General features: G+C 74.4%; 22 protein-coding genes. 10 read left to right on the top strand and 12 right to left on the bottom strand.

The genetic code is table 11. The features are described 5' to 3' along the window. The first annotated feature begins 28 nt into the window (after positions 1–28). Together ACN268_RS13350 and ACN268_RS13345 are read left to right on the top strand one after the other, a co-directional pair. The gene (locus ACN268_RS13350) at positions 29–523 is read left to right on the top strand and encodes a GNAT family N-acetyltransferase (RefSeq protein ID WP_421483481.1); all 495 of its coding nucleotides are present in this window, start codon (positions 29–31) and stop codon (positions 521–523) included. A 3-nt stretch (positions 524–526) separates the two neighbouring features. Next, entirely contained in the window at positions 527–1,075 is a 549-nt protein-coding gene (locus ACN268_RS13345; protein WP_421483480.1) for a GNAT family N-acetyltransferase, read from the top strand. Between the two features lie 80 nt (positions 1,076–1,155). Here ACN268_RS13345 and ACN268_RS13340 read toward each other — a convergent pair whose 3' ends face one another. Next, entirely contained in the window at positions 1,156–1,848 is a 693-nt protein-coding gene (locus ACN268_RS13340) for an NADPH-dependent F420 reductase (protein WP_363658355.1), read from the bottom strand. Positions 1,849–2,074: 226 nt separating this feature from the next. Between ACN268_RS13340 and ACN268_RS13335 the strand changes: the two genes are divergently transcribed. Then, positions 2,075–2,878, top strand: coding sequence for an SGNH/GDSL hydrolase family protein (locus ACN268_RS13335; RefSeq protein ID WP_421483479.1), 804 nt, complete (start codon positions 2,075–2,077; stop codon positions 2,876–2,878). Between the two features lie 598 nt (positions 2,879–3,476). On the opposite strand, the gene ACN268_RS13330 is transcribed toward ACN268_RS13335, so the two are convergent. Then, positions 3,477–3,965: a glutathione peroxidase gene (locus ACN268_RS13330; protein ID WP_421483478.1), complete on the bottom strand. Its 489-nt coding sequence runs from the start codon at positions 3,963–3,965 to the stop codon at positions 3,477–3,479. Positions 3,966–4,127: 162 nt separating this feature from the next. Here ACN268_RS13330 and ACN268_RS13325 point away from each other — a divergent pair, with 162 nt between their 5' ends. The 4 genes from ACN268_RS13325 to ACN268_RS13310 all read left to right on the top strand — a co-directional run bounded on the left by ACN268_RS13325 (position 4,128) and on the right by ACN268_RS13310 (position 8,937). Next, positions 4,128–5,750 (top strand): glycosyl hydrolase family 18 protein, encoded by a 1,623-nt coding sequence (locus ACN268_RS13325; RefSeq protein ID WP_421483477.1) that lies wholly within the window; start codon positions 4,128–4,130, stop codon positions 5,748–5,750. Between the two features lie 194 nt (positions 5,751–5,944). Further along, complete coding sequence (locus tag ACN268_RS13320) at positions 5,945–6,421, top strand: hypothetical protein (RefSeq protein ID WP_204927796.1); 477 nt, start codon at positions 5,945–5,947, stop codon at positions 6,419–6,421. 67 nt (positions 6,422–6,488) lie between these two features. Continuing rightward, complete coding sequence (locus ACN268_RS13315; RefSeq protein WP_421483476.1) at positions 6,489–7,895, top strand: class II 3-deoxy-7-phosphoheptulonate synthase; 1,407 nt, start codon at positions 6,489–6,491, stop codon at positions 7,893–7,895. A 22-nt stretch (positions 7,896–7,917) separates the two neighbouring features. Next, a complete protein-coding gene (locus ACN268_RS13310) occupies positions 7,918–8,937 on the top strand; it encodes a threonine aldolase family protein (protein ID WP_421486882.1) in 1,020 nt (339 codons plus the stop codon). Positions 8,938–9,124: 187 nt separating this feature from the next. On the opposite strand, the gene ACN268_RS13305 is transcribed toward ACN268_RS13310, so the two are convergent. Together ACN268_RS13305 and pknB are read right to left on the bottom strand one after the other, a co-directional pair. Then, complete coding sequence (locus ACN268_RS13305; protein ID WP_421483475.1) at positions 9,125–9,985, bottom strand: deoxyribonuclease IV; 861 nt, start codon at positions 9,983–9,985, stop codon at positions 9,125–9,127. Continuing rightward, positions 9,982–11,967, bottom strand: coding sequence for a Stk1 family PASTA domain-containing Ser/Thr kinase (pknB, locus tag ACN268_RS13300; protein WP_421483474.1), 1,986 nt, complete (start codon positions 11,965–11,967; stop codon positions 9,982–9,984). Before pknB ends, ACN268_RS13305 begins: the two co-directional genes overlap by 4 nt. A gap of 143 nt (positions 11,968–12,110) precedes the next feature. Between pknB and ACN268_RS13295 the strand changes: the two genes are divergently transcribed. Continuing rightward, positions 12,111–12,500 carry an Rv2175c family DNA-binding protein gene (locus ACN268_RS13295; protein ID WP_421483473.1) on the top strand — a complete coding sequence of 130 codons (390 nt, stop codon included), beginning with the start codon at positions 12,111–12,113 and terminating at the stop codon, positions 12,498–12,500. Between the two features lie 26 nt (positions 12,501–12,526). On the opposite strand, the gene ACN268_RS13290 is transcribed toward ACN268_RS13295, so the two are convergent. After that, the gene (locus tag ACN268_RS13290; RefSeq protein WP_421483472.1) at positions 12,527–13,609 is read right to left on the bottom strand and encodes a polyprenyl synthetase family protein; all 1,083 of its coding nucleotides are present in this window, start codon (positions 13,607–13,609) and stop codon (positions 12,527–12,529) included. Positions 13,610–13,618: 9 nt separating this feature from the next. Beyond that, positions 13,619–14,119, bottom strand: coding sequence for a helix-turn-helix domain-containing protein (locus ACN268_RS13285; RefSeq protein WP_421483471.1), 501 nt, complete (start codon positions 14,117–14,119; stop codon positions 13,619–13,621). A gap of 249 nt (positions 14,120–14,368) precedes the next feature. On the opposite strand from ACN268_RS13285, the gene metF reads away from it, so the two are divergent. Together metF and ACN268_RS13275 are read left to right on the top strand one after the other, a co-directional pair. Continuing rightward, positions 14,369–15,286: a methylenetetrahydrofolate reductase [NAD(P)H] gene (metF, locus tag ACN268_RS13280; protein ID WP_088643011.1), complete on the top strand. Its 918-nt coding sequence runs from the start codon at positions 14,369–14,371 to the stop codon at positions 15,284–15,286. A 44-nt stretch (positions 15,287–15,330) separates the two neighbouring features. Continuing rightward, positions 15,331–16,020, top strand: coding sequence for a CDP-alcohol phosphatidyltransferase family protein (locus ACN268_RS13275; protein WP_204927790.1), 690 nt, complete (start codon positions 15,331–15,333; stop codon positions 16,018–16,020). A gap of 234 nt (positions 16,021–16,254) precedes the next feature. On the opposite strand, the gene ACN268_RS13270 is transcribed toward ACN268_RS13275, so the two are convergent. From ACN268_RS13270 to ACN268_RS13245, 6 genes are all read right to left on the bottom strand, one after another. Next, complete coding sequence (locus ACN268_RS13270) at positions 16,255–17,742, bottom strand: phytoene desaturase family protein (RefSeq protein WP_421483469.1); 1,488 nt, start codon at positions 17,740–17,742, stop codon at positions 16,255–16,257. Between the two features lie 10 nt (positions 17,743–17,752). Further along, positions 17,753–18,865 (bottom strand): glycosyltransferase, encoded by a 1,113-nt coding sequence (locus tag ACN268_RS13265; RefSeq protein WP_421486881.1) that lies wholly within the window; start codon positions 18,863–18,865, stop codon positions 17,753–17,755. A 112-nt stretch (positions 18,866–18,977) separates the two neighbouring features. Next, the gene (locus ACN268_RS13260) at positions 18,978–19,823 is read right to left on the bottom strand and encodes a carotenoid biosynthesis protein (RefSeq protein ID WP_421483468.1); all 846 of its coding nucleotides are present in this window, start codon (positions 19,821–19,823) and stop codon (positions 18,978–18,980) included. Further along, positions 19,820–20,389, bottom strand: a complete 570-nt coding sequence (locus tag ACN268_RS13255; protein WP_421483467.1) for a GNAT family N-acetyltransferase — start codon at positions 20,387–20,389, stop codon at positions 19,820–19,822. The genes ACN268_RS13260 and ACN268_RS13255 overlap by 4 nt, the downstream gene beginning before the upstream one ends. 10 nt (positions 20,390–20,399) lie before the next feature. After that, positions 20,400–21,119, bottom strand: a complete 720-nt coding sequence (locus ACN268_RS13250; RefSeq protein WP_421483466.1) for a monooxygenase — start codon at positions 21,117–21,119, stop codon at positions 20,400–20,402. After that, a complete protein-coding gene (locus ACN268_RS13245; protein ID WP_421483465.1) occupies positions 21,116–21,604 on the bottom strand; it encodes a YbaK/EbsC family protein in 489 nt (162 codons plus the stop codon). The genes ACN268_RS13250 and ACN268_RS13245 overlap by 4 nt, the downstream gene beginning before the upstream one ends. Positions 21,605–22,002: the final 398 nt, after the last annotated feature.

The raw sequence follows: 22,002 nt of genomic DNA, 5'->3' as shown, positions 1-22,002 counted from the left end.
GGTGCCCGCCATCCGGTACCGTCCGTTCGTGATCAACGTTCGACGGGCCGTGGTCGCCGACGCCGGTGAGATCGTCCGCCTGCGTGGGGTGATGCTGGCCGACATCGACCAGATGGCCCCCGCGCCGGGGCCCTGGCAGCAGGCGGCCCGGGAGGTGCTGCACCGGCGACTGGCCGAGCCGGCCGACCTGATGGCGGTCTTCGTCGTCGACGACCCCGACCGCCCCGGCGTCCTGGCGGCCTGCGCGACCGGGACCATCGAGCAGCGCCTCGGCGGCCCCGGCAACCCCGACGGCCTGACCGGGTACGTGTTCAACGTGGTCACCGAGCCGGTGCACCGTCGGCGCGGCTACTCCCGGGCCTGCCTGGAGGCGCTACTCGACTGGTACCGGCAGCGCGGGGTCGGCAAGATCGACCTGCGGGCCTCGCCCCAGGGGGAGGCGCTCTACCGGTCGCTGGGGTTCGTGCCCACCGTCGGGCCGACGCTGCGGCTGAGCCTGCCCGTCGCACACCGGAGGAACTGAACGATGTTCGCGCTGCCGTTGACCGGGGACGCCGAGCTGCGTCCGCTCCCACCGTGGCAGGCCGAGGAGTTCCTGGCCCACCTGGACCGGGCCCGGGAACACATCGCCCCGTGGGTGGGGGCGTCCTTCGTGGCCACCGACCTGGAGTCGGCCCGCCGGGTGCTGCGTCGTTCCGCCGACAAGTGGGCCGACGACGCCGGGGGCATCTGGGGGATCTGGCTCGACGGCACCCTGGTCGGCGGGGTGCTGTTCGTGTCGTTCAGCACCGCGACCGGGGTGGCCGAGGCCGGCTGCTGGCTGGAGCCGGCCGCCGAGGGCCGGGGACTGGTCACCCGGGCGGCGACCCGGATCGTGGACTGGGCGATCCGGGAACGCGGCATCCACCGGGTCGAGTGGCGGACCAGCGTCGGCAACGTCCGCAGTATCGCGGTGGCCCGGCGGCTCGGCATGCGGCACGAGGGCACGCTGCGTCAGGTCGCCCCGGGGCCGGCGGGCCGGGTCGACCTGGAGGTGTGGGCGGTGCTGGCCGACGAGTGGCGGGCCGCCCGCTGACCGCTGCGGGCCGACCGCCGGCCGCGCCGGGCGGGACGGGCCTCGCGGCTGCCGTCCCGCCCGGCGCGGTGGGGCGTCGGTCAGGCGTCGGCGTAGCGGCGGGCGGCGGCCAGGGCGTCCCGCAGCCGCTGCGCGTCGGTCGGCAGGCCCGGCTGCTCGAAGCCCGCCGCCGGGTCGGCCGTGTAGAAGACGCCGTACGCGGCGGTGTCCCGCTGGAACCGCCAGCCCTCGGCCAGCGGCCCCACGTCGACCGCGTCGTACCCGACGGAGTCGATGAACGCGGTGACCTCGGCCTTGGCCGCCTCGTCGTCCCCGGCGACCGGCAGTGAGGTGCGGTCGGCGGCCCCCGCCGGGCGGGCCAGGGCGAGCAGGTGCTTGAAGTAGATGTTGTTGAAGGCCTTGACCACCCGCGACTCCGGTAGGTGCCGTTGGAGCAGCTCGCTGGTGGTGGTCGACTCGTCGTCCAGCTCGGGGAAGCTGCCGTCGCGCTCCGGGTAGTAGTTGTTGGTGTCGATGACGGTCTTGCCGGCGAGCGGCGCGGCCGGCACGTCCCGGTAGGCCCGCAGCGGGATGGTGACCACCACCAGGTCGCCTGCTGCCGCCGCCTCGTCCGGGGTGGCCGCCCGGGCCCGTATGCCCAGCTCGTCGACCAGGTCCTTGAGCGTCTCCGGACCGCGCGAGTTGCTGAGCACCACGTCGTGGCCGGCGGTGACCGCCAGCCGGGCCAGGGTGCTGCCGATGTTGCCGCTGCCGATGAGTCCCACAGTTGTCATGCCGGTGACCAACCGTCCTGATCGGACGCGTATTCCCGACCTGATCGACGGGTCATGCGGTGGATGTCGGCAGTCCGTGCGGGCCGCGGCGGTCGGCCGCGCGTCGGGGCCGTGACGCGTCGGTGAACCCCTAGTCACCCCTGTTGCCCATCGATAATCTTCCGTAAACACGTGATTGAGTGATATCTATCTCCCACCACCACTTCCTCACCCCCAGGAGTGCGACGTGCGGAGATCCCGACTCGTGACCCTCGCCGTGAGTCTCGCGGCGTCCATCGGCGTGACCCTCGGCGCGGCGGTGCCCGTCCAGGCCGCCCCCACCGACCGGTACGTGGCCCTCGGCGACTCGTACGCCTCCGGTGTCGGCGCCGGCAGCTACACCTCCGAGAGCGGATCCTGCCAGCGCAGCACCAACGCGTACCCCGCGCTGTACAACACCAACATCAAGCCGGCCTCGTACAAGTCGGTGGCCTGCTCCGGCGCGACCACCACCGACGTGGTCAACAACCAGCTCTCCGCGCTGACCTCGACCACCACCCTGGTCAGCGTCACCATCGGCGGCAACGACGTCGGGTTCACCACGATCATGTCGACCTGCGTGCTCCAGGGGGAGACCCAGTGCGTGGCGGCCGTGCAGGCCGCCGAGAACAAGGCCCGCGCGGAACTGCCCGCCAAACTCGCCACCGTCTACAACGGGATCAAATCGCGTGCGCCGTCGGCCCGGGTCGTGGTCGTCGGCTACCCGGTCTTCTACCAGCTCGGCACGGTCTGCGTCGGGCTCAGCGCGAACTCCCGCGCGAAGATCAACGAAGGCATCAACCTGATCGACGACATCACCCGCACCGCCGCGACCTCGGCCGGCTTCACGTTCGCCGACGTACGGTCCATCTTCGTCGGTCACCAGCTGTGCAGCTACGGCGAGAAGTGGCTGCACGCGTTGAACTTCGCCAACCTCGGCGTCTCGTACCACCCGACGGCGGCCGGCCAGTCCGGCGGCTACTACCCGGTCTTCCGGTCCGCCGCCGGCTGACCTGAACCGCGTCCCGCCGGCTCCACCGTGACCGCGTCGCCCCGTCCGGGGCGGCGCGGTCACGGCTGTCGGGTGGGCTCTGCGGCATCCGGTCCGGCCGGGTCGGGTCCGCAGGGGTCCCTGTTCCGGTCTGCTTCCCGGACGCAGGGGTGCCGGCCTTCGAGCGGGGGTGGGTCGCCGGTCGAGTGCCTGACGCCGACCCACCCACCGATGTCGTTGCGGGCGCTTTCGAGCTGATGACGTTGACGACTCGCAGCCCGGTCCCCGGTCCCTGACGGCCCGTGCGGGCCGGGTGGGGTGTCGTGATCGGTGGGGGATCACGTGGCGTGTCGTCACCGGGGCCGGGGCGGACGGTACTGCCGGGCGGGGGCCGGGTTTCGCCGTCGGTCCGGCCACCTTCGCAGGCGAGGGGATGGCGTGACTCGCCGGGTCTGCAGGGGAGTGACCCGTCCCTGTTCGAGGGGTGACTCGTTGGCGTCGTCAGCTCGAAAGGGCGTGAAGGGGTCTTCGTGGCGGCGCGGCCGGTCCGTGTCGTGGGCGGGGCTCGGCGGGTGGGGGCGGGGCTCGGCGGGTGGGGCTCGGTGGGTGGGGCGCGCCGTCAGGCGGGGAGAACCTTCTCGACGGCGGCGCGCAGCTCGGCCGAGTCCGGCGTCACCGTCGGCGCGAACCGGGCGGCGACCGAACCGTCCGGGGCGACCAGGAACTTCTCGAAGTTCCACCTGACGTCGCCGGTGTGCCCCTCGGCGTCGGGGGTGTCGACCAGCGCCGTGTAGAGGGGGTGGCGGGCCGGACCGTTGACGTCGACCTTCTCGGTCAGTGGAAAGGTGACGCCGTAGTTGACCTGGCAGAACTCGCCGATCTCGGCGGCCGTGCCGGGTTCCTGCCCGGCGAACTGGTTGCACGGCACGCCGAGCACCACCAGGCCCCGGCCGGCGTACTCGGTGGCCAGCGCCTGGAGGCCGGCGTACTGCGGGGTGAGGCCGCAGCGGGAGGCCACGTTCACCACCAGCAGCGCCCGGCCCCGGTAGCCGGCCAGGTCGGCCGGGCCACCGGCCAGGGCGTCGATCTCGATGTCGAAGACGGTCATGTGGCGAGGTTAGCGCCCGGGCCACCGCCCGCTTCCTTGCCCGGCCCGCTGCCCGGTGCCGCTGATGAATCGATGGATGCGCATCTTGACGAAGTGATGACGGTGTGAGTAGCGTCTCCCCATCGATTTGGAAAGTTTCCTAACTGTTTGAGGAGGCGCCTCATGAAGAGATCGCTCCGCCGCGCCCTCTGGGCCGGTGCCGTCATGGCGCTGACCGTGGCGGCGGTACCGGTGACCTCGGCGTTCGGCGCCGGAAGCGTCACCGCGACATTCGCCTCGGCCCAGGACTGGGGGACCGGGCACGAGGGGCGGGTCACCGTCGCCAACGGTTCCAGCGCCAGCGTCAGCACCTGGCGTATCGAGTTCGACCTGCCGTCCGGCACCACCATCAGCAGCTTCTGGGATGCCGACGTCACCAGCAGCGGCAACCACTACGTGGCGGTGAAGAAGAGCTGGGCCGGGCCGCTCGCCCCGGGGGCCAGCTTCAGCTGGGGCTACAACGGCACCGGACCGTACAAGGCACCGCTGAACTGCACGGTCAACGGCGTGTCGTGCGGCGGGGGCACCCCGCCCACCACGACGAAGCCGCCGACGACCCCGCCGCCCACCACGGCCCCGCCGACGACGCCGCCCCCGACGACCCCGCCGCCCACCACCCCGCCGCCCAGCGGGGACAAGAAGGTCGTCGGCTACTTCGCCGAGTGGGGCGTCTACGGGCGCAACTACCACGTGAAGAACATCGCCACGAGCGGCTCGGCCGCCAAGCTCACCCACATCCTGTACGCCTTCGGCAACACCACAGGCGGGCGGTGCACGATCGGGGACAGCTACGCCGACTACGACAAGGCGTACACCGCGGCCGACAGCGTCGACGGCGTCGCCGACACCTGGGACCAGCCGCTGCGCGGCAGCTTCAACCAGCTGCGCAAGCTCAAGAAGATGTACCCGCACCTCAAGGTGATCTGGTCCTTCGGCGGCTGGACCTGGTCGGGTGGCTTCACCCAGGCCGCGCAGAACCCGGCCGCGTTCGCCGAGAGCTGCTACAACCTGGTCGAGGACCCGCGCTGGGCGGACGTCTTCGACGGCATCGACGTCGACTGGGAGTACCCCAACGCCTGCGGTCTGAGCTGTGACAGCAGCGGCCCGAACGCGTTCAAGAACGTGATCTCCGCGCTGCGGGCCAAGTTCGGCTCGTCGGCCCTGGTCACCGCCGCGATCACGGCCGACGGCAGCAACGGCGGCAAGATCGACGCCACCGACTACGCCGGTGCGGTGGGTAACCTCAACTGGCTGATGCCGATGACGTACGACTACTTCGGCGCGTTCAACGCCCAGGGCCCCACCGCCCCGCACTCGCCGCTCACCTCGTACACCGGGATTCCGCAGCAGGGCTTCAACTCCGACGCGGCGATCCAGAAGCTCAAGTCCAAGGGCGTACCGGCCAGCAAGCTGTTGCTCGGCATCGGCTTCTACGGCCGTGGCTGGACCGGGGTGACCCAGGCCGCCCCGGGCGGCACCGCCACCGGCGCGGCCCCCGGCACCTACGAGGCGGGCATCGAGGACTACAAGGTGCTGAAGAACACCTGCCCGGCCACCGGCACGATCGCCGGCACGGCGTACGCCAAGTGCGGCAGCAACTGGTGGAGCTACGACACCCCGGCCACCATCGGCGGCAAGATGACCTACGCGAAGAACCAGGGCCTCGGCGGCGCGTTCTTCTGGGAACTCTCCGGCGACACCGGCAACGGTGAGCTGATCGGCGCCATCAAGGGCGGCCTCGGCTGAGCCGAGCGCCTGACGCACCACCCGCGCGGGGAGGGACCGGCCACCGGTCCCTCCCCGCCCGGCTGTCCGGCCCGGTCGGCGGCGGCCCCACCTGGCGAAACGCCGACCGGCCGTGACGGGTTGCCACCGTACGGGTGCGGTGTGGCAGACTCGCCGCTCGGCATCCGGTCGACATCCGTACCCGGGGAGGACGCATGGGTCGCAGGCTCCGCACCGCCGGCGTCGTACCGCTGGCCCTGCTGCCGTTCGCCCTGCTCGGCTGCGGCCAGAACGGCGACGGCGAGGCCGACGGCGGGCCCAGCCGGGTGCCCGCCCAGGAGGCGTCGGCCAAGGCCCGGGAGCGGGTCCAGGCGTACCTCGACGCGATGGCCGCCAAGGACCCGGCCGCCGGCCGCAACCAGCTCTGCGCGACGATGCAGGAGGGTTTCGACGCCGCCGCGACCGGGCCGAACGGTGACTTCGCCGACCATTTCCAGGTGCCCGGGGCGACCATCACCGACATCCGTACCGGTGCCCGGGGGCAGGAGGTCAGCACCTCGGTGACCGTTTCGGTGGGGTCGAAGAAGGTCACCCGGCCGCTGCTGTTCACCGTCACCCGCGACGGCGCGGACTGGTGCATCGCGGGCGAGGAACCCGGCGGGCACAGCCCCGCGCCCTCGCCGACCCCCTGACTCCCACCTTCCGGAACCCCGCACCTCGGGGGCGCGGCGTCCGGACCGTCGCCGTACGCTTTCTCCCATGCGCCATGAGTGGCATCAGCTGAGCTACCCCGCCGTGAGCAGCCCCGGGCTGCAGACCAGCCGCCCCACCGTCGACTCGGCCGAGGACGCCGCGCTCGGCCTCGACCGGTGGCGTGACCTGCCCCGTCAGCAGATCCCGCCGTGGTCCGACCCGGCCCAGGTCGCCGAGGTGTGCAAGGTGCTCGACACCGTGCCGTCGGTGGTCGCCCCGTACGAGGTCGACCAGCTCCGTCGCAAGCTGGCGCTGGTCTGCGAGGGCAAGGCGTTCCTGCTCCAGGGCGGTGACTGCGCCGAGACCTTCGCCGACAACACCGAGAGTCACCTGCTGGCCAACGCCCGCACGCTGCTCCAGATGGCGATCGTGCTCACCTACGGCGCGTCCCTGCCGGTGGTGAAGGTGGCCCGGGTCGCCGGCCAGTACACCAAGCCCCGGTCGCTGCCGACCGACGCCCGGGGGCTGCCCGCCTACCGCGGCGACATGATCAACTCGCTGGAGGCCGACCCGGCCGCCCGGGTCGCCGATCCGCAGCGCATGATCCGGGCGTACGCGAACTCGGCCGCCGCGATGAACATGCTGCGCGCCTACCTGGCGGGCGGCCTGGCCGACCTGCACGCGGTGCACGACTGGAACAAGGGTTTCGTCAAGAACTCCCCGGCGGGGGAGCGCTACGAGGCGATCGCCCGGGAGATCGACCGGGCCATCGCGTTCATCCGGGCCTGCGGGATGACCGAGGACGAGGCGCTGCGTACGGTCACCCTCTACTGCTCCCACGAGGCGCTCGCCCTGGAGTACGACCGGGCGCTCACCCGGGTCTCCGACCGCCGGGCGTACGGCCTGTCCGGGCACTTCCTCTGGGTCGGCGAGCGGACCCGGCAGCTCGACGGCGCGCACATCGACTTCATCTCCCGCATCGCCAACCCGATCGGCGTGAAGCTCGGCCCGACCACCAGCCCCGACGAGGCCATCGAGCTGTGCGAGAAGCTCAACCCGGACAACATCCCCGGCCGGCTGACCCTGATCAGCCGGATGGGCAACCACAAGGTCCGCGACGCCCTGCCGCCGATCGTGGCGAAGGTCACCGCCGCCGGGGCGAAGGTGGTGTGGCAGTGCGACCCGATGCACGGCAACACCCACGAGTCCTCCAACGGCTACAAGACCCGGCACTTCGACCGGATCGTCGACGAGGTGCTCGGCTACTTCGAGGTGCACCGGGGGCTGGACACCCACCCGGGCGGCATCCACGTCGAGCTGACCGGCGAGGACGTCACCGAGTGCCTCGGCGGCGCCCAGGGCATCGAGGACCTCGACCTGCCCGGCCGGTACGAGACCGCCTGCGACCCCCGGCTGAACACCCAGCAGTCGCTGGAGCTGGCCTTCCTGGTGGCGGAGATGCTCCGTGGCTGACCCCACGGCGGGCGTCGGTCCGGTGGCCGACCTGCGTTCCGACACGGTGACCCGACCGACCGCCGGGATGCGGGAGGCGATGGCCGCCGCCGAGGTCGGCGACGACGTCTACGCCGAGGACCCGACGGTCAACGCGCTGGAGGCCGAGGTCGCCGCGTTGTTCGGGCACGAGGCGGCGCTCTTCGCCCCGACCGGGACGATGGCCAACCAGATCGCCCTGCAACTGGTCGTCCCGCCCGGTGACGAGCTGCTCTGCGACGCCGACGCGCACGTGGTGACGTACGAGGTCGGCGCGGCGGCGGCGTACGGTGCGATCTCCACGCGGACCTGGCCGACCCTCGGCGCGGGCCTGGACCCGGCCGTGGTGGAGGCGATGATCCGGCCGGACGGCTACTTCGCGGTGCCGACCCGGGCGATCGCCGTGGAACAGACCCACAACCGGGGCGGTGGTGGGGTGATCCCGCTGGCTACCCTGCGGGAGCTGCGCCGCGTCGCCGACACCGCCGGCCTCGCCCTGCACTGCGACGGCGCCCGGATCTGGCACGCGCACGTCGCCGACGGGGTGCCGCTGCACGAGTACGGCGCGCTCTTCGACACCCTGTCGGTCTGTCTCTCCAAGGGCCTCGGCGCACCCGTCGGCTCGCTGGTCGTGGGCAGTGCCGCGCGGATCGACCGGGCCCGGTTCCTGCGCAAGCGGATGGGCGGCGGGATGCGGCAGGTCGGGGTGCTCGCCGCCGCCGGCCGGTACGCCCTGACCCACCATCTCGACCGGCTCGCCGACGACCATGCCCGTGCCGCCCGGCTCGCCGAGGCGCTCGCCCCGTGCGGGGTGCTCGCCGGCCCGGTACGCACCAACATCGTGCCGCTGGACCTGACCGGGCACCGGCTCGACGCGCGGGCCCTGGCCACCGCCGCCCGCGCCGAGGGGGTGCTGCTGTCGGTGCTCGGCCCCCGTACCGCCCGCCTGGTCACCCACCTCGACGTCGACGACACCGCCGTCGACCACGCCGCCAAGATCCTCCCTGACCTGCTCACCCCCTGACCCCCACCGACGCCTTCCGCACCTTCCGCACCTTCCGCGCCGCCCGCGCCTTCCGGCGTTGATCAAGAGGTTTGCGTCAGCCTGGAGATCACATTTGACGCGAACCTCTTGATCACCGGTGGCGTCGAGCCGGTGGCGTCGAGCCGGCGGTGTCGAGTGGGGAGGGCGTGCGGGGGAGGGGCGGCCGTCAGGGGTGGAGGCGGGTGAGGGTGGCGATGTCGGTGGCGTGGCCCTCGTGTTTCTCGGTGGGGGTCTCCACGACGACGGGGATGCCGGCGGTCGCCGGGTGGGCCATCAACTCGGCGAAGGCCGGCTCGCCGATGTTGCCCTTGCCGATGTTCTCGTGCCGGTCCCGGGTCGAACCGCACAGGTCCTTGGAGTCGTTGGCGTGGATCAGCCTGAGCCGGTCCGCCCCGACCGTGGCGACCAGGGTGTCCAGCGTGGCCGTCATGCCGCCCGGCACGGCCAGGTCGTGCCCGGCCGCCCAGGCGTGGCAGGTGTCGAAACACACGCCCAGCCCCGGATGCCTGTCGACCGCGTCCAGGTAGGGGCCGAGGTGCTCCACCCGGGAGGCCAGTGACCGGCCGCCACCGGCGCTCGGCTCCACCAGCAGCAACGGACCGCCGCTGGCCGTGGTCGCGTCGAGCAGCGGCAGCAGCGCCTCGCGTACCTGTCGCATGGCGGTCTCGGCGTAGCCGGCGTCGACCGCGCTGCCGGCGTGGAACACCACGCCCCGCGCCCCGATCGCCCGCCCCCGGCGCAGCGCGTGCGCCAGCGTCTGCGCCGACTTCTCCACCGTCGCCGCCGTGGGCGAACCGAGGTTGACCAGCAGCGACGCGTGGATGTAGACCGGTACGCCCCGGGCGGCGCAGCCCTCGGCGAACAGCGCGTCCTGGGCCGGGTCGCCGGGCGGCAGCGCCCAGCCCCGCGAGTTGGAGACGTAGACCTGCACCACCCGGGAGCCGGTCGCGTCCACGTACGGCAGGGCCGCCCTGGCCAGCCCACCCGAGGTCGGGGTGTGCGAGCCGACCGGCCGGTGGCCGCTCACAGGCAGCCCAGGGTGACCGGGGTGCCCGGCGGCACCTGCGAGTTCTCGCCCGGGTTCTGGAACCGGACGATGCCGTTGGGGTTGAACTGCACGTTCACCGTGAACCCGGCCCCCTCCAACTGCTGCTTGGCCTGCTGGCAGGGCAGGTCGACCACCCGGGGCACGGTCACCTGCGGCGGGCCCTTGCTGACGTCCAGCTTGACCTTGGTGCCCTTCTCCACGCCCGCGCCGTCGGCCGGGCTCTGCCCGAGGACCTCGTCGCGTGGCTTGTCGGATTCCTTGTACGTCTCGACCGGCTCCAGGCCGAGCCGGGACAGGGCGGTGCGGGCGTCGGTGAGGCTCTTGCCGACCAGGTCGGGCACCGTGATCGGGGCGCGGCCCCGGCTGAGGATGACGGTCACCTTGGTGCCCGGCTTCACCTCGGTGCCCACCTTCGGGTTGGTGTCCACCACCACCCCGGCCGGCAGGTTGTCGTCGTAGCGGGGGGTGCCCTTGGCGACCACCAGTTTCGCGCTGGTCAGGTCGGCCTCGGCCAGGTCGAACTCCTTGCCGACGACGTCCGGCAGCGGGAACCGCTCCGGGCCCAGGGAGAGGGTCAGCGTGATGGTGCCACCCTTGAGGATCTTGGCAGCCGAGCCCGGGTCCTGGGCGACCACCCCGTCGCGGGGGATCTTCTCGTCGTAGCGCGGCGTGGCGAAGGCGACCTGGAAACCCGCCCGGTCCGCCTGCGCCTGTGCGTCGGCCCGGCTCAGGTTCACCAGCTGCGGCGCGACCGTGTACCGGCCCACCCCCACCCACCAGCCGCCCATCGCGGCGAGCAGGCCGACCACCACCACGGCCGCCGCGACCGACAGCCGTCCGCGCGGGGTGCCCATCACCCGGGTACGCAGCTCCGCCAGGCGGGACCCCAGGCCGGCGCTCTCGGTGGCCCGCCGCCGGTGCGGGCGCTGCGGGGCGGCCGGCTCGGGCAACCGGGCCCAGGTCGGCCGGGTCACCGGACTGACCGCCGCGACCACCATCGTCGGCTCGGCCACCGCCGGCAGCTCCCCGGCCACCCGGCCCAGCACGGCGGTGTGCGCGTTCGGGTTGCCCAGGTCGTCCCGGGCCACCTGCACCTCGGCCAGCAGGGCGCCCGCGTCGGCCGGCCGGGCGCCCGGGTCCCGCCGGGTCGCCCGCGCGACCAGCTCGTCGAGCACCCGGGGCAGGCCGGGCACCAGGACCGACGGGGCCGGGACGTCCTTGTCGACGTGCTGCCAGGCCACGTCGACCGGGCGGTCCCCGTCGTAGGGCACCCGGCCGGTGAGCATCTCGAACAGCACGATGCCCGCCGAGTAGACGTCGGTGCGCGGGTCGGCGCGTCCGTCGGTGACCAGCTCCGGCGCCACGTACGCGACGGTCGCCATCAGCTGGTTGCCGTCGCCCTCCTCGGCGCTGGCCTCCACCGCGCGGGCCAGGCCGAAGTCGGCGACCTTGACCACGCTGTCGACCAGGTTGGCCACCCCACCGGTGGGCGCCTCCGCGACCAGCACGTTCTCCGGCTTGACGTCGCGGTGGACCAGCCCGGCCCGGTGCGCGGCGGCGATCGCGGCGAGCATCTGCTCCATGATCGCCAGTGCCTCGTCGGGGTTGAGCCGGCGGCGCTCGGCCAGCACCTCGCGCAGGGTGCGTCCCCGGACGTACTCCATGACCAGGTAAGGCAGCCCCTGGTGGGTGCCCTGGTCGTAGACGGCGACCACGTTGGGGTGGGTCAGCCGGGCGATGGCCTTGGCCTCGTCGGTGAACCGGTCCGGGAAGCCCGCCGCCCGGGACCGCGCCTCCGCGGCCTGGGACGGGTGGATGATCTTCACCGCGACGGTACGCTCCAGGCGCTCGTCGGTGGCGGTGTACACGGTCGCCATGCCACCACGGGCCACGCGACCGCGAATGCGGTAGCGCCCGTCGAGCAGCGAGCCCAGCAACGTGTCGGCGACCTGTATGTCCATCGGCAGGGAGTCTATGTGTCCTGAGGGTGAAGGTTGAACAGGATGCTACAGCCGGGGTCGGTGCCGGTCGGTCCCGCCGCGCTCGCCCCGGCCCGACGGGGTGCCGCTGCACGGGCGGCCGGGCGACGTGGCAGGGTGGTCCGGTGACCGAACCCGTACCCGCCGACCAGTCCGCCGGCAGCGACCTCTGCGGCCCCAGCGACCCGGCCGCGTGGCTCACCCTCCCGGACGTCGCCGAGCGGCTCGACCTGTCGATCAGCAAGGTCCACCAGATGATCCGGGACCGCGAACTGCTCGCCGTCCGCCGCGACGGGGTACGCCGGATCCCCGCCGACCTGGTCGCCAACAAGACGGTGCTCAAGCACCTGCCCGGCGTGCTCACCCTGCTCGCCGACGCCGGCTACGACGACGAGGCCGCCCTGCGCTGGCTCTACGAGCCCGACGACACCCTCTCCGGCGGCACGGGCGCGGCCACCCTCGGCGGCGACCACGCCCGCGAGGTCAAACGCCGCGCCCAGGCCCTCGGCTTCTGACCCGCCCCGCCGCGCCGCCTGAGGGGTCAGTCGGCGCGGCGGGTGGCGGCGATGGCGAGGTCCACCAGGGCCTGCCGGGCCTCGGTGTCGAGGTCGACGCCGGCCAGGGCGGCCAGCGCGGCGTCGGTCAGGGTGACGATGCGTTGTTCGGTACGGGCCAGCGCGCCGGTGCCGGCGATCAGCTCACGGAGCCGGGTCACCCCGTCCCCGTCCAGCTCCGGATCGCCGAGCCGGCCGAGCAGCAGCTCCCGGCCGGCCTCGTCGGCGGCCTGGACCGCCGCCGCGACCAGGTAGGTGCGCTTGCCCTCGCGCAGGTCGTCCCCGGCCGGCTTGCCGGTCTGCGCCGGATCGCCGAACACCCCGAGCACGTCGTCGCGGAGCTGGAACGCCTCACCGAGCGGCAACCCGTACGCCGAGTAGGCGGTGCGCACGTCGGCGGACGCGGCGGCGAGCGCGGCACCGAGCAGCAACGGCCGCTCGACGGTGTACTTGGCCGACTTGTACCGGGCCACCTTGCCCGCCCGGTCCAGCGACACCTCCCCGGTGGCCTGGGTCAGCACGTCCAGGTACTGCCCGACGGTGACCTCGCCGCGCATCTCGTCGAAGACCGGCCGGGCCCGTGCCACCGTGTGCGGGTCCAGCCCGGCGGAGTGCAGCAGCTCGTCGGACCAGACCAGGCAGAGGTCGCCGAGCAGGATCGCCGCCGCGTCGCCGAAGGCGTCCGGGTCGCCGCCCCACCCGTGGGCGCGGTGCCGGGTGGCGAACCGCCGGTGCACGGCGGGCTCGCCGCGCCGGGTGTCGGAGCGGTCCATCAGATCGTCGTGGATCAGGGCGCTGGCCTGGAAGAACTCCAGCGCCGCCAGGGCGGTCACCACCTGGTCGGCGTCCACCCCGCCGGCCCCCCGGAACCCCCAGTACGCGAACGCCGGGCGCAGCCGTTTGCCGCCACCGAGCACGAACCCCTCGATGGTCTCGGCGAGCGGCGTCAGGGCGTCGTCGATGCCGGCCATCCAGCTACGCCGGCCGGCCAGGAACTCGGTCAGCGCCTTGTCGACACGCTGCCGTAGGCCGGCACGGTCGACGGGGGAGACGGGAGCAGCGTGGGTCACGCCACGACGCTAGCCGGTCCCCACCGCCACCGCCTCACCAGCGCCTCGGCGCGTCACCCGGTCCGCCGCCTGCCCCGGGTGGGCCGGCCGGTCGGGGCGTCCGGCCGGACGGGACGGAGCGCGTCCGACACCGGGCCGGCCCGACGTCACGCCGGCCCGGCGTCGCTCCGGTGGCGCACCGGCCCCTGCGGACGCCGTTCGGCCCGTCCGCAGGCCGGTCGGCCCGTCGGCCCCGGTGCGGCGGTTCCGGCCCGGACCGGCCCGCCGGGCGCGGGACGACCCGGCGGACGGCGGCCCGATCGGGGCGTCGAGCACGACGGCGAGCTGCCGCCGCCAGCGGTCGCCCGGGACGCGCACCGAGCGTTCCCAGCGGGACACCTCGTGCCGGGTCAGGGTGGCCGTGCCGGCGGCGGCGCAGAGTTCGTCGGCGAGCCGCCGCTGGCTCCAGCCCCGGGCCAGCCGGAGCTGCGTGATCAGCGGCCCGAGCGGGCGGGGGTCGGACGGGGTCATCGGTCCTCCGGCGGATGTCGGCGCGGCCCCGCCCGCCCCGCAGGGCGGCCGGCGTGCCACGGTGGCGTGCTGCCGACCCCCGCGCGTGACCCCGGGCACCGGCCCCCACCGGTGCCACCCGCGCCCCCTCGTTCTACCCCCGGGGTACGACGCCGTCCGCGGCGGCGACCGACGTCAGGTTTCGGTGGGTGTCGATGCTCCGGTGGGAAGTGCGTGAGGGCGGGCGGCGTCGCCCGCTAGAGTCGTCACGTGGCGCTCGGTCTTCCCTCCGTCCTTCCCAATCCCCAGCCGGCGATCGGGGAGCTGATCCGCGACCGCCAACCGACGTTCTCCTTCGAGTTCTTCCCGCCCAAGACGGCGCAGGGGGAGCGGCTGCTCTGGCAGGCGATCCGGGAGCTGGAGCCGCTGCGCCCGTCGTTCGTGTCGATCACCTACGGGGCCGGCGGCTCGACCCGGGACACCACGGTCGCGGTGACCGAGCGGATCGCCACCGAGACCACCCTGCTGCCGATGGCCCACCTGACCGCCGTCAACCACTCCGTCGCCGAGCTGCGCAACGTGATCGGGCGGCTGGCCGGCGTGGGGGTGCGCAACGTGCTCGCCGTCCGGGGTGACCCGCCCGGCGACCCGGGGGGCGAGTGGGTCCGCCACCCCGAGGGCGTCGACTACGCCGAGGACCTGGTCCGGCTGGTCCGCGAGGCCGGCGACTTCAGCGTCGGGGTGGCCGCCTTCCCCTACAAGCACCCCCGCTCGGCCGACGTGGCCAGCGACACCGCGCACTTCGTCCGCAAGTGCCGGGCGGGCGCGGAGTTCGCCATCACCCAGATGTTCTTCGACGCCGACGACTACCTGCGGCTGCGCGACCGGGTGGCGGCGGCCGGCTGCGACACCCCGATCCTGGCCGGGGTGATGCCGGTGACCCAGATCGGCACCATCGAACGCTCGGTGCAGCTGTCCGGCGCGCCGTTCCCGCCCGCGCTGGCCGCGCGGTTCGAGCGGGTCGCCGACGACCCGGAGGCGGTCCGCCGGCTCGGCATCGAACAGGCCAGCGAGATGTGCGCCCGGCTGCTCGACGAGGGGGTGCCCGGCATCCACTTCATCACCCTCAACCGTTCGCCCGCGACCCGGGAGGTGTGGCGCAGCCTGCGGGCCGACGCCCGGGTGTGAACGCGCCGGCCCCGACACCTCGACCGCGCCGCGACGGTTGACCGATGGTGGGCACACAGCTGAAGTGGGACGAGTACGCGACCGCGTGGGCACGGTTGCACGGCGGCTTCGACCCCCGGGTCGCCGCGCCGGTGGTCCGTGCCTGGCTGCGCTTCGCGTACCACGTCGGTTACGTGCTGGGTCGGCTGCGGGTGACCCCGACCGCGGTGACCGTCGGTGGGGTGCTGCTCTGCCTGTGCGTGCCGTTGTTCAGCGCCCGGTCGGGGCAGGGGCCGATCGTCGGCGCGTTGTTCGTGCTGCTCGCCTCGGTCGCCGACAGCGTCGACGGGGCGGTCGCGGTCGCCACCGGCCGGACCACCCGGCTCGGCTACGTCTACGACTCGGTCGCCGACCGGCTCGGTGAGATCGCCTGGCTGGCGGCGTTCTGGCTGGTCGGAGCACCCGGAGCGCTGGTGGTCGCGGCCGGCGCGCTGTCCTGGCTGCACGAGTACGTGCGGGCCCGCGCGGTGGCCGCCGGGATGCGGGAGATCGGCGCGGTCACCGTGGGGGAGCGGCCCACCCGGGTCTGCGTCGCCCTGGTCGGGCTGCTGCTGGCCGGGCTGACCGGGCTGATCGACCTCGACCTGGCCGCCGGCACCATCACCATGGCCACCGCCGTCTGGGTGCTGCTGGCCGGTTTCGGCCTGGGTCAGCTGCTGTCCACCGTCCGCCGCGCCCTGCTCGACGCCGGCTGACCCGCCCGCCCGCCCCCGCCGCCGGCTGACCCGCCCGCCCCCGCCGCCGGCCCCTGTACCCCCGGCACCTCGCCGTCACACTCCCGCCGCCTGGTCGGCGACGCGGCCGGGCGATGATCAACTCAATGTCGGCGAAACAGCGGCCTCCGAGACGCGGGACACCGCTGTTTCGCCGCAACAGTGGCCATCCGGCGGCGACGCGGCCCCGGCCCGGCGGGCCAGGCAGGGCTGGGCCTACCAGGCGGGGCCGATCTCGTCGGCGACGATCTGCGCGGACAGGGTGACCATGGGCAGGCCGCCGCCGGGGTGGGTGGAGCCGCCGACCAGCCACAGCCCGCGCGCCGGGCCCCGGTTGGCCGGGCGGAGCAGCCCACCGGCCGTACCGTAGATCGACCCGCCGGGCGCGGCCGTCGCGGCGTCCAGGTCGGCGGGGGTACGGATCTCGCGGAACACCAGCCGGTCCCGGACGTCGACCCCGCGCGCGGCGAGCACGTCGAGGATCCGGTCGGCGTACGCGTCGGCGAGCCCCGGCCGACGCCAGTCCACGGCGTCCGGTGCGGTGCCGTGGCGGGCGGCGTTGACCAGCACGAACCACGCCTCGTGCCCGGCCGGGCGGACCATCGGGTCGTCGGCCACGGTGACGAAGACCGTCGGGTCGGCCGCCGGCCGGGCCCGCACCCCGCGCCCGGGAGCGCCGAAGACGGCGTCGAACTCGGCGTCGTAGTCGTCGGGGAAGAAGACGTTGTGGTGGGCCAGCCCGGAGTCCCCGCGTACCCCGAGCAGCAGCACGAAACCGGCCAGGCTGCGGTCGGTGAGCGCGGCCAGCCGCCCCGGGTGCGGCAGCAGGTCCCGGTAGACGGTGAGCGCGTCGGCGTTGGCGACGACCACGTCGGCGGGGACGGGCGCGTGGACCCCGGCGAGGCGTACCCCGTGCACCCGGCCCCCGGCGGCGTCGATCCGGGTGACGGTCTCCCCGGTGCGGACCGTCACGCCCAGGTCCAGGCAGCGGGAGAGCAGCGCGTCGGCCAGGGTGCCCAGCCCGCCGCGCAGGTACCAGCCGCCGAAGGTCAGCTCGGCGTAGGGGACGGCGACCAGCGCGGCCGGGGCGCGGCGCGGGTCCGCGCCGGTGTAGGTGGCGTACCGGTCGAGCAGCATCCGCAGCCGGGGGTCGGACAGGTGGCTGCGGCCCAGCCCGCGCAGGGTGCGGCCGGGCCCGATCGCGGCCAGGTCACCCAGCCGCCAGGCCAGCGCCGCCAGGTCGCGCGGCGAGTCGACGGTACGTCGCAGGATGTCCCGGTGCGACGCGGTCCACACCCGGGCGGCCCGCCGCCACAGCCGCCGCCAGTCGGCGGCGGCCCGGTCGCCGAGGGCGGCGCCGATGCGGGCGGCGAACTCGTCCGGGTCGGCGCACGAGTCGAGGGCCGGCCCGCCGCCGGGGAAGACGTGCCGCACGATCGGGTCCAGCGGGGTCAGGTCGAGGTACTCGTCGAGCTTCGCGCCGGTGGCCTCGAACAGGTCGTGGAAGACCTGCGGCAGGGTGAGCAGGCTCGGCCCGGTGTCGAAGTGGAAGCTGCCCGCCGGGGTGTCGTGGACGTACCTGCCGAGCTTGCCGCCGACGGTGTCGGACCGTTCGAAGACGGTCACCTCGTGCCCGCCGACGGCGAGCCGGGCGGCGGTGGCCAGCCCGCCCACGCCGGCGCCGATGACCACGATCCGCGCCATGCCGCGCCTCCTAGCTGACCGGGCGGCCACGCCAGGACAGGCGACGCCGCTTCCGCAGATGGTACGACCGCAGGGTCAGCCAACCGAGCACCACGACCGAGCCGGGGTGGGCCAGCGCGTCGGGCCAGGCCCGGCCGCCGGTGGCGCGGGCGCTGACCACCCGCCCGGCGACTCCCGCCGCGTACCCGGTCAGGGCCAGCCCGGCGGCCGGCGGCGAACCCGCCACCAGCGCGGCCACCGTCAGCAGCGGCGGCGCGGTGTAGAGCAGCAGCAGCGCGGCGACCACGGCCGCGGCGGCCACCGGGTGACCGAAGGTGGCCCAGAGCGACTTGGTGTAGCCGTCACGCAGCTGCGGCCAGGTCTCGTACATCCGGCAGGCGGCCAGCCGGGAGCCGTCGGCCAGCGCGATCCGCCCGCCTGCGCGTTTCACCGCCCGCGCCAGCTCGATGTCCTCCAGCACCCGGTCGGCGACGGCGGCGTGCCCGCCGGCCCGCTCGTAGCCGGCCCGGTCCACCAGCAGGAACTGCCCACCGGCGGCGGCCAGCGACGGCCGTGGCGAGCGTTCCATCGCGCGCAGCGGCAGGAAGGTCAGCCACAACCACTGCAACAGCGGCTGCACCAGCCGGTCACCCACCGTCCGCACCAGGATCCCCGGGTACGCCGACAGCAGCGTCGCCCGCGCCGCGCGTAGCTCGGTCACCGCCGCCGCGACCGCGTACGGGGTGAGCACCACGTCCGCGTCGACGAAGGCGTACACGGTGGCGGCCGGGTCGGCGTGCCCGGCGAGCTGGTGGCAGGCGTACGGCTTGCCCAGCCAGCCCGGTGGCGGGGTGACCCCGGCGCGCAGGGTGACCCGGGGGTCGTCGCCGGCGACCGTGCGGACCACCTCGGCGGTGCCGTCGGTCGAACCGTCGTCGAGCACCACGATCCGCAGCCCCGGCACCCCCCGCTGGGCGAGCAGCGCGCGCAGGCACGGGGTGACCCGGTCGGCCTCGTCGCGCAGCGGCAGCAGCACCGCCACGGTCTCGTCGACCCCGACCGGCCCGTCGACGGGCCGGCGCAGGAAGTACCGGGCGTTGACCCAGGTGTGCGCGGTCAGCGCGGTCACCGCGACGGCCAGCACGAGCGCGACGACGGTCACCGCCGCGCCCCCACCGACCCGGCCGGGTGCGGTCGTCGTCCCGGTGTCGGGTGCCGGCGCGGTGGCGGGGCGGGTCGACCGGACCGGGTGCCGCTCATGCCGGGGTGTCGACGCCGGTGCGGGCCGGTGCCGGCCGGTCGGCGGGCCGGCGTCGGGCACGCAGCAGGGTCACCGCCAGCGGCACCGCCACCACCGCCATGCCCACCGCACCCCACAGCGCCGAGGCGGGCAGCCGGAGGAAGACCGCGTGCGCCAGCACGCTGGAGAAGTACGTCCACAGGTAGAGGGCGAACATCGGGTCGTCGCGGGAGCCGGTGACCGCGACGGCCGGCCCGGCCAGCGGGCGCAGCGCGCTCATCAGCAGCACCGCGAACAGCAGCCAGCCCAGGTAGTTGCTGACCGGGATGCCGGGCAGTCCGGGCAGCGCCGGGGTGGCGTCGCGCCACACCCAGTAGCCCTCGGCCACCATCTGCGGGTCGAGGAAGAGGTCCCAGCCGGCCAGCCCGACGGTGGCCAACGCCACCCGCCCGACGTGCCCCGCCGGTGTGCGGGCGGCGGGCGTCCGGCCGGCGGGCGTGGTCAGCCGGACGGCGGCCAGCCAGGCGGGCCAGGCCATCCAGGTCCAGGCCAGCGGGATGATCAACGGCACCCCGGCCAGCTTCGGCCCCAACTCGCCCGAGTAGTCGTAGCTGCCGAACGGGAAGCCCGTCGCCACCCCCAACGCCTCGATGGCGAACCCGCCGCCGGTGGCCACCGCGACCAGCGCCGCCGCCGTGCGGGGACCCCGGGTGAGCAGCGCGTGCCCCACCGACAGCAGGTAGCCCAGCACGACCGTGGCGACGGTGAGCCGGGCCCGGGTGACCCCGGTGGTGAGCGGGTAGCAGATCTGGATCAGCACCAGCAGGGCCAGCAGCAGCCACGGGACGTGCCGGCGGGTCACGACGCGGCCGGCCCGGACGTGTCGGGCCGGGGCAGCGGCAGGTCCCGGCCGAGCACCCCGAACGGTCGTTCGTCGCCGGGGAAGCGGAAGTGCCGCAGCACGTCGACGAAGCCGAACCGCCGGTAGAGCCGCCAGGCCCGCGACGTCCGCTCGTCGGCCTCCGGGGTGGACAGCAGGGTGGTGCCGCCCTCGGCGAGGCTGAGCAGGGCGGTGAGCTGCCGGGCGCCCAGGCCGTGCCCCTGCGCGGGCGGTCGGACGTGCAGCTCGACCACCTCGAAGCAGTGGGTCAGCCAGCGCTGCCGGGCATCCGGGTCCAGCGCCCGGTAGACCTGGTCGTGCCACCACTGCCCACCCGCGCCGAGGTAGCCGTAGCCGAAGCCGGCCAGGTGACCCTCGGTGGTGAGGCTGGCGACGGCGCGGAACCCGGGCCGGCGGGCGTGGGTGGCGATGTAGCCGCGTCGGGCCTCCAGCAGGTCGCTGCGGTAGCCCATCGCCTCCCCGTACACCGCGACCACGTCGTCGAGCCGCCGGACGAGATCCTCCGGCGTCCACCGCACCAACCTCATGCGTGTCCTCTCACGGTTGCGGACCACCGTCGGCGACCCAGCCCAGCACCGACCGGTCACCGACCACTGCGCGCACCTCGAAGCGCGCGAACAACTCCTCCGCGTACCACCCCTCGGTGGGGGTGCGGGTGATCGCCGCGCGGTGCTCCGGGTGACGGTACGCGAAGGCCACGAGGTCCGTCGGGTCGCGCCACACGCTGACCGTGCCCTGCCAACCCAGCGGCGCCTCACCGACACCGAACCGGGCGAGCAGCCCCGGCGCGGCGTGCAGCGCGGCGGCGACCGGCGGGACGGCCTTCCAGAAGGTGAGCGCCCGGTGGGGGCGCAGCCGGGCCCGGGTCAGCGCCAGCACCGGCCCGTCGACCCGGCCGCCCGCCGGCTCGCCGAACGGCCGCCGGCCCGACCACTCGCCCCGGCTGGTCACCGGGCGCAGCTCCAGCCGGGCCGACGCGTGGGCGATCCGGGCCCAGGAACGACCGACCGGGGAGGCGTCGAAGCCGGCCGCCGCAGCGGGGGAGTCCCACACCACCAGCGCCGCCCACCGGGTCAGGTCGGCGTCCCCCGGGCCGAAGCCGGTGCCGGTCCCGGTGCCGAGCAGCTTGCCGAACCGTACGCCGGGGGTGCGCCGCAGCCGCCACGGGTGCCGGGCCATCCGGGCCAACGCCCGGCCCACGGCGGCCCGGGGCACCCGCCACACGTGCAGGGTGACCAGCTCCGGGGTGGTGTTCACGCCACCTCGGCGGGGGTGCCGCCGGTGATCCGCAGCAGCTCCGGGTAGGTGGTGGGGAAGACCGCCTGCGGTACGCCACCGGCGGCCCACACCTGCGGGTGCCCGGCCAGGGCGGTGTCGACCAGGGTGCGCAGCGGCCCGGGGTGGCCGACCGGGGCGACCCCGCCGATCACCTGCCCGGTGTGCGTGCGGACGAAGTCGGGGGTGGCCCGGCGCAGGTGGGTCACCCCGAGCCAGGCGGCCAGGCCGGCGGTGTCCACCCGGTGCGCGCCGGAGGTGAGCACCAGCAGCGGCGTGCCGTCGGCGTCGAAGACCAGCGAGTTGGCGATGGCGCCCACGGCGACGCCGAGCGCGTCGGCCGCCGCGACGGCGGTGTGCGCCGCCTCGGGCAGCAGGCGGACCCGGCTGGCCGCGCCGGAACCGTCCCGCGCGCCCGCGTCGTCGAGCGCCCGCTGCACCGCCTGCACGTTCGGGTGTGACTGCATGCGGCCCATTCTCCCCGGTACGCCCCGACGCCCCGCACCCGGCCGTCCACCGCCCGTCGTCCGGGGCGGCCGAACCTGATGGCAGGTCGTAGGCCACACGTTGCGTTTTCGTCGGGGTCAGGGTGTACTGTCAGAGCAGTTAGAACGAGTGTTCGATTCACTCGCACACCCGTTCCAACGCCCCCGGGGCGGTGTTTCGCGGCGTCGGCCCGGGCAGGTGCGGTTTCGCGGACCGCACCGGGTTCCGGGCAGTCGCGAGCCCGGTCCCGTCAAGGCAGGTCGTCGCCCGCCGCCCACGACCCCCGGGCGGCGGGCGACGAACCCGCCGGTTCGCCGGCCGGGTGTGGTGTGGGGAAGCATCCGCACCCGGCCGGCCCCCAGCGGTGCGTCTTCCTCCG

Source organism: Micromonospora sp. WMMD735 (assembly GCF_049178995.1).
GTDB classification, from domain to species: domain Bacteria; phylum Actinomycetota; class Actinomycetes; order Mycobacteriales; family Micromonosporaceae; genus Micromonospora; species Micromonospora wenchangensis.
This window is presented reverse-complemented; position numbering and strand designations above follow the sequence as displayed.

What these genes read in the sequence shown, in the direction of transcription:
- ACN268_RS13285 (WP_421483471.1), bottom strand. Translation starts at nt 14,119, where the DNA reads ATGACCCCGTCCGACCCCCGCCCGCTCGGGCCGCTGATCACGCAGCTC.
- ACN268_RS13340 (WP_363658355.1), bottom strand. Translation starts at nt 1,848, where the DNA reads ATGACAACTGTGGGACTCATCGGCAGCGGCAACATCGGCAGCACCCTG.
- ACN268_RS13330 (WP_421483478.1), bottom strand. Translation starts at nt 3,965, where the DNA reads ATGACCGTCTTCGACATCGAGATCGACGCCCTGGCCGGTGGCCCGGCC.
- ACN268_RS13275 (WP_204927790.1), top strand. Translation starts at nt 15,331, where the DNA reads ATGGTGGGCACACAGCTGAAGTGGGACGAGTACGCGACCGCGTGGGCA.
- ACN268_RS13255 (WP_421483467.1), bottom strand. Translation starts at nt 20,389, where the DNA reads ATGAGGTTGGTGCGGTGGACGCCGGAGGATCTCGTCCGGCGGCTCGAC.
- ACN268_RS13270 (WP_421483469.1), bottom strand. Translation starts at nt 17,742, where the DNA reads ATGGCGCGGATCGTGGTCATCGGCGCCGGCGTGGGCGGGCTGGCCACC.
- ACN268_RS13245 (WP_421483465.1), bottom strand. Translation starts at nt 21,604, where the DNA reads ATGCAGTCACACCCGAACGTGCAGGCGGTGCAGCGGGCGCTCGACGAC.
- ACN268_RS13315 (WP_421483476.1), top strand. Translation starts at nt 6,489, where the DNA reads ATGCGCCATGAGTGGCATCAGCTGAGCTACCCCGCCGTGAGCAGCCCC.
- ACN268_RS13345 (WP_421483480.1), top strand. Translation starts at nt 527, where the DNA reads ATGTTCGCGCTGCCGTTGACCGGGGACGCCGAGCTGCGTCCGCTCCCA.
- pknB (WP_421483474.1), bottom strand. Translation starts at nt 11,967, where the DNA reads ATGGACATACAGGTCGCCGACACGTTGCTGGGCTCGCTGCTCGACGGG.
- ACN268_RS13325 (WP_421483477.1), top strand. Translation starts at nt 4,128, where the DNA reads ATGAAGAGATCGCTCCGCCGCGCCCTCTGGGCCGGTGCCGTCATGGCG.
- ACN268_RS13320 (WP_204927796.1), top strand. Translation starts at nt 5,945, where the DNA reads ATGGGTCGCAGGCTCCGCACCGCCGGCGTCGTACCGCTGGCCCTGCTG.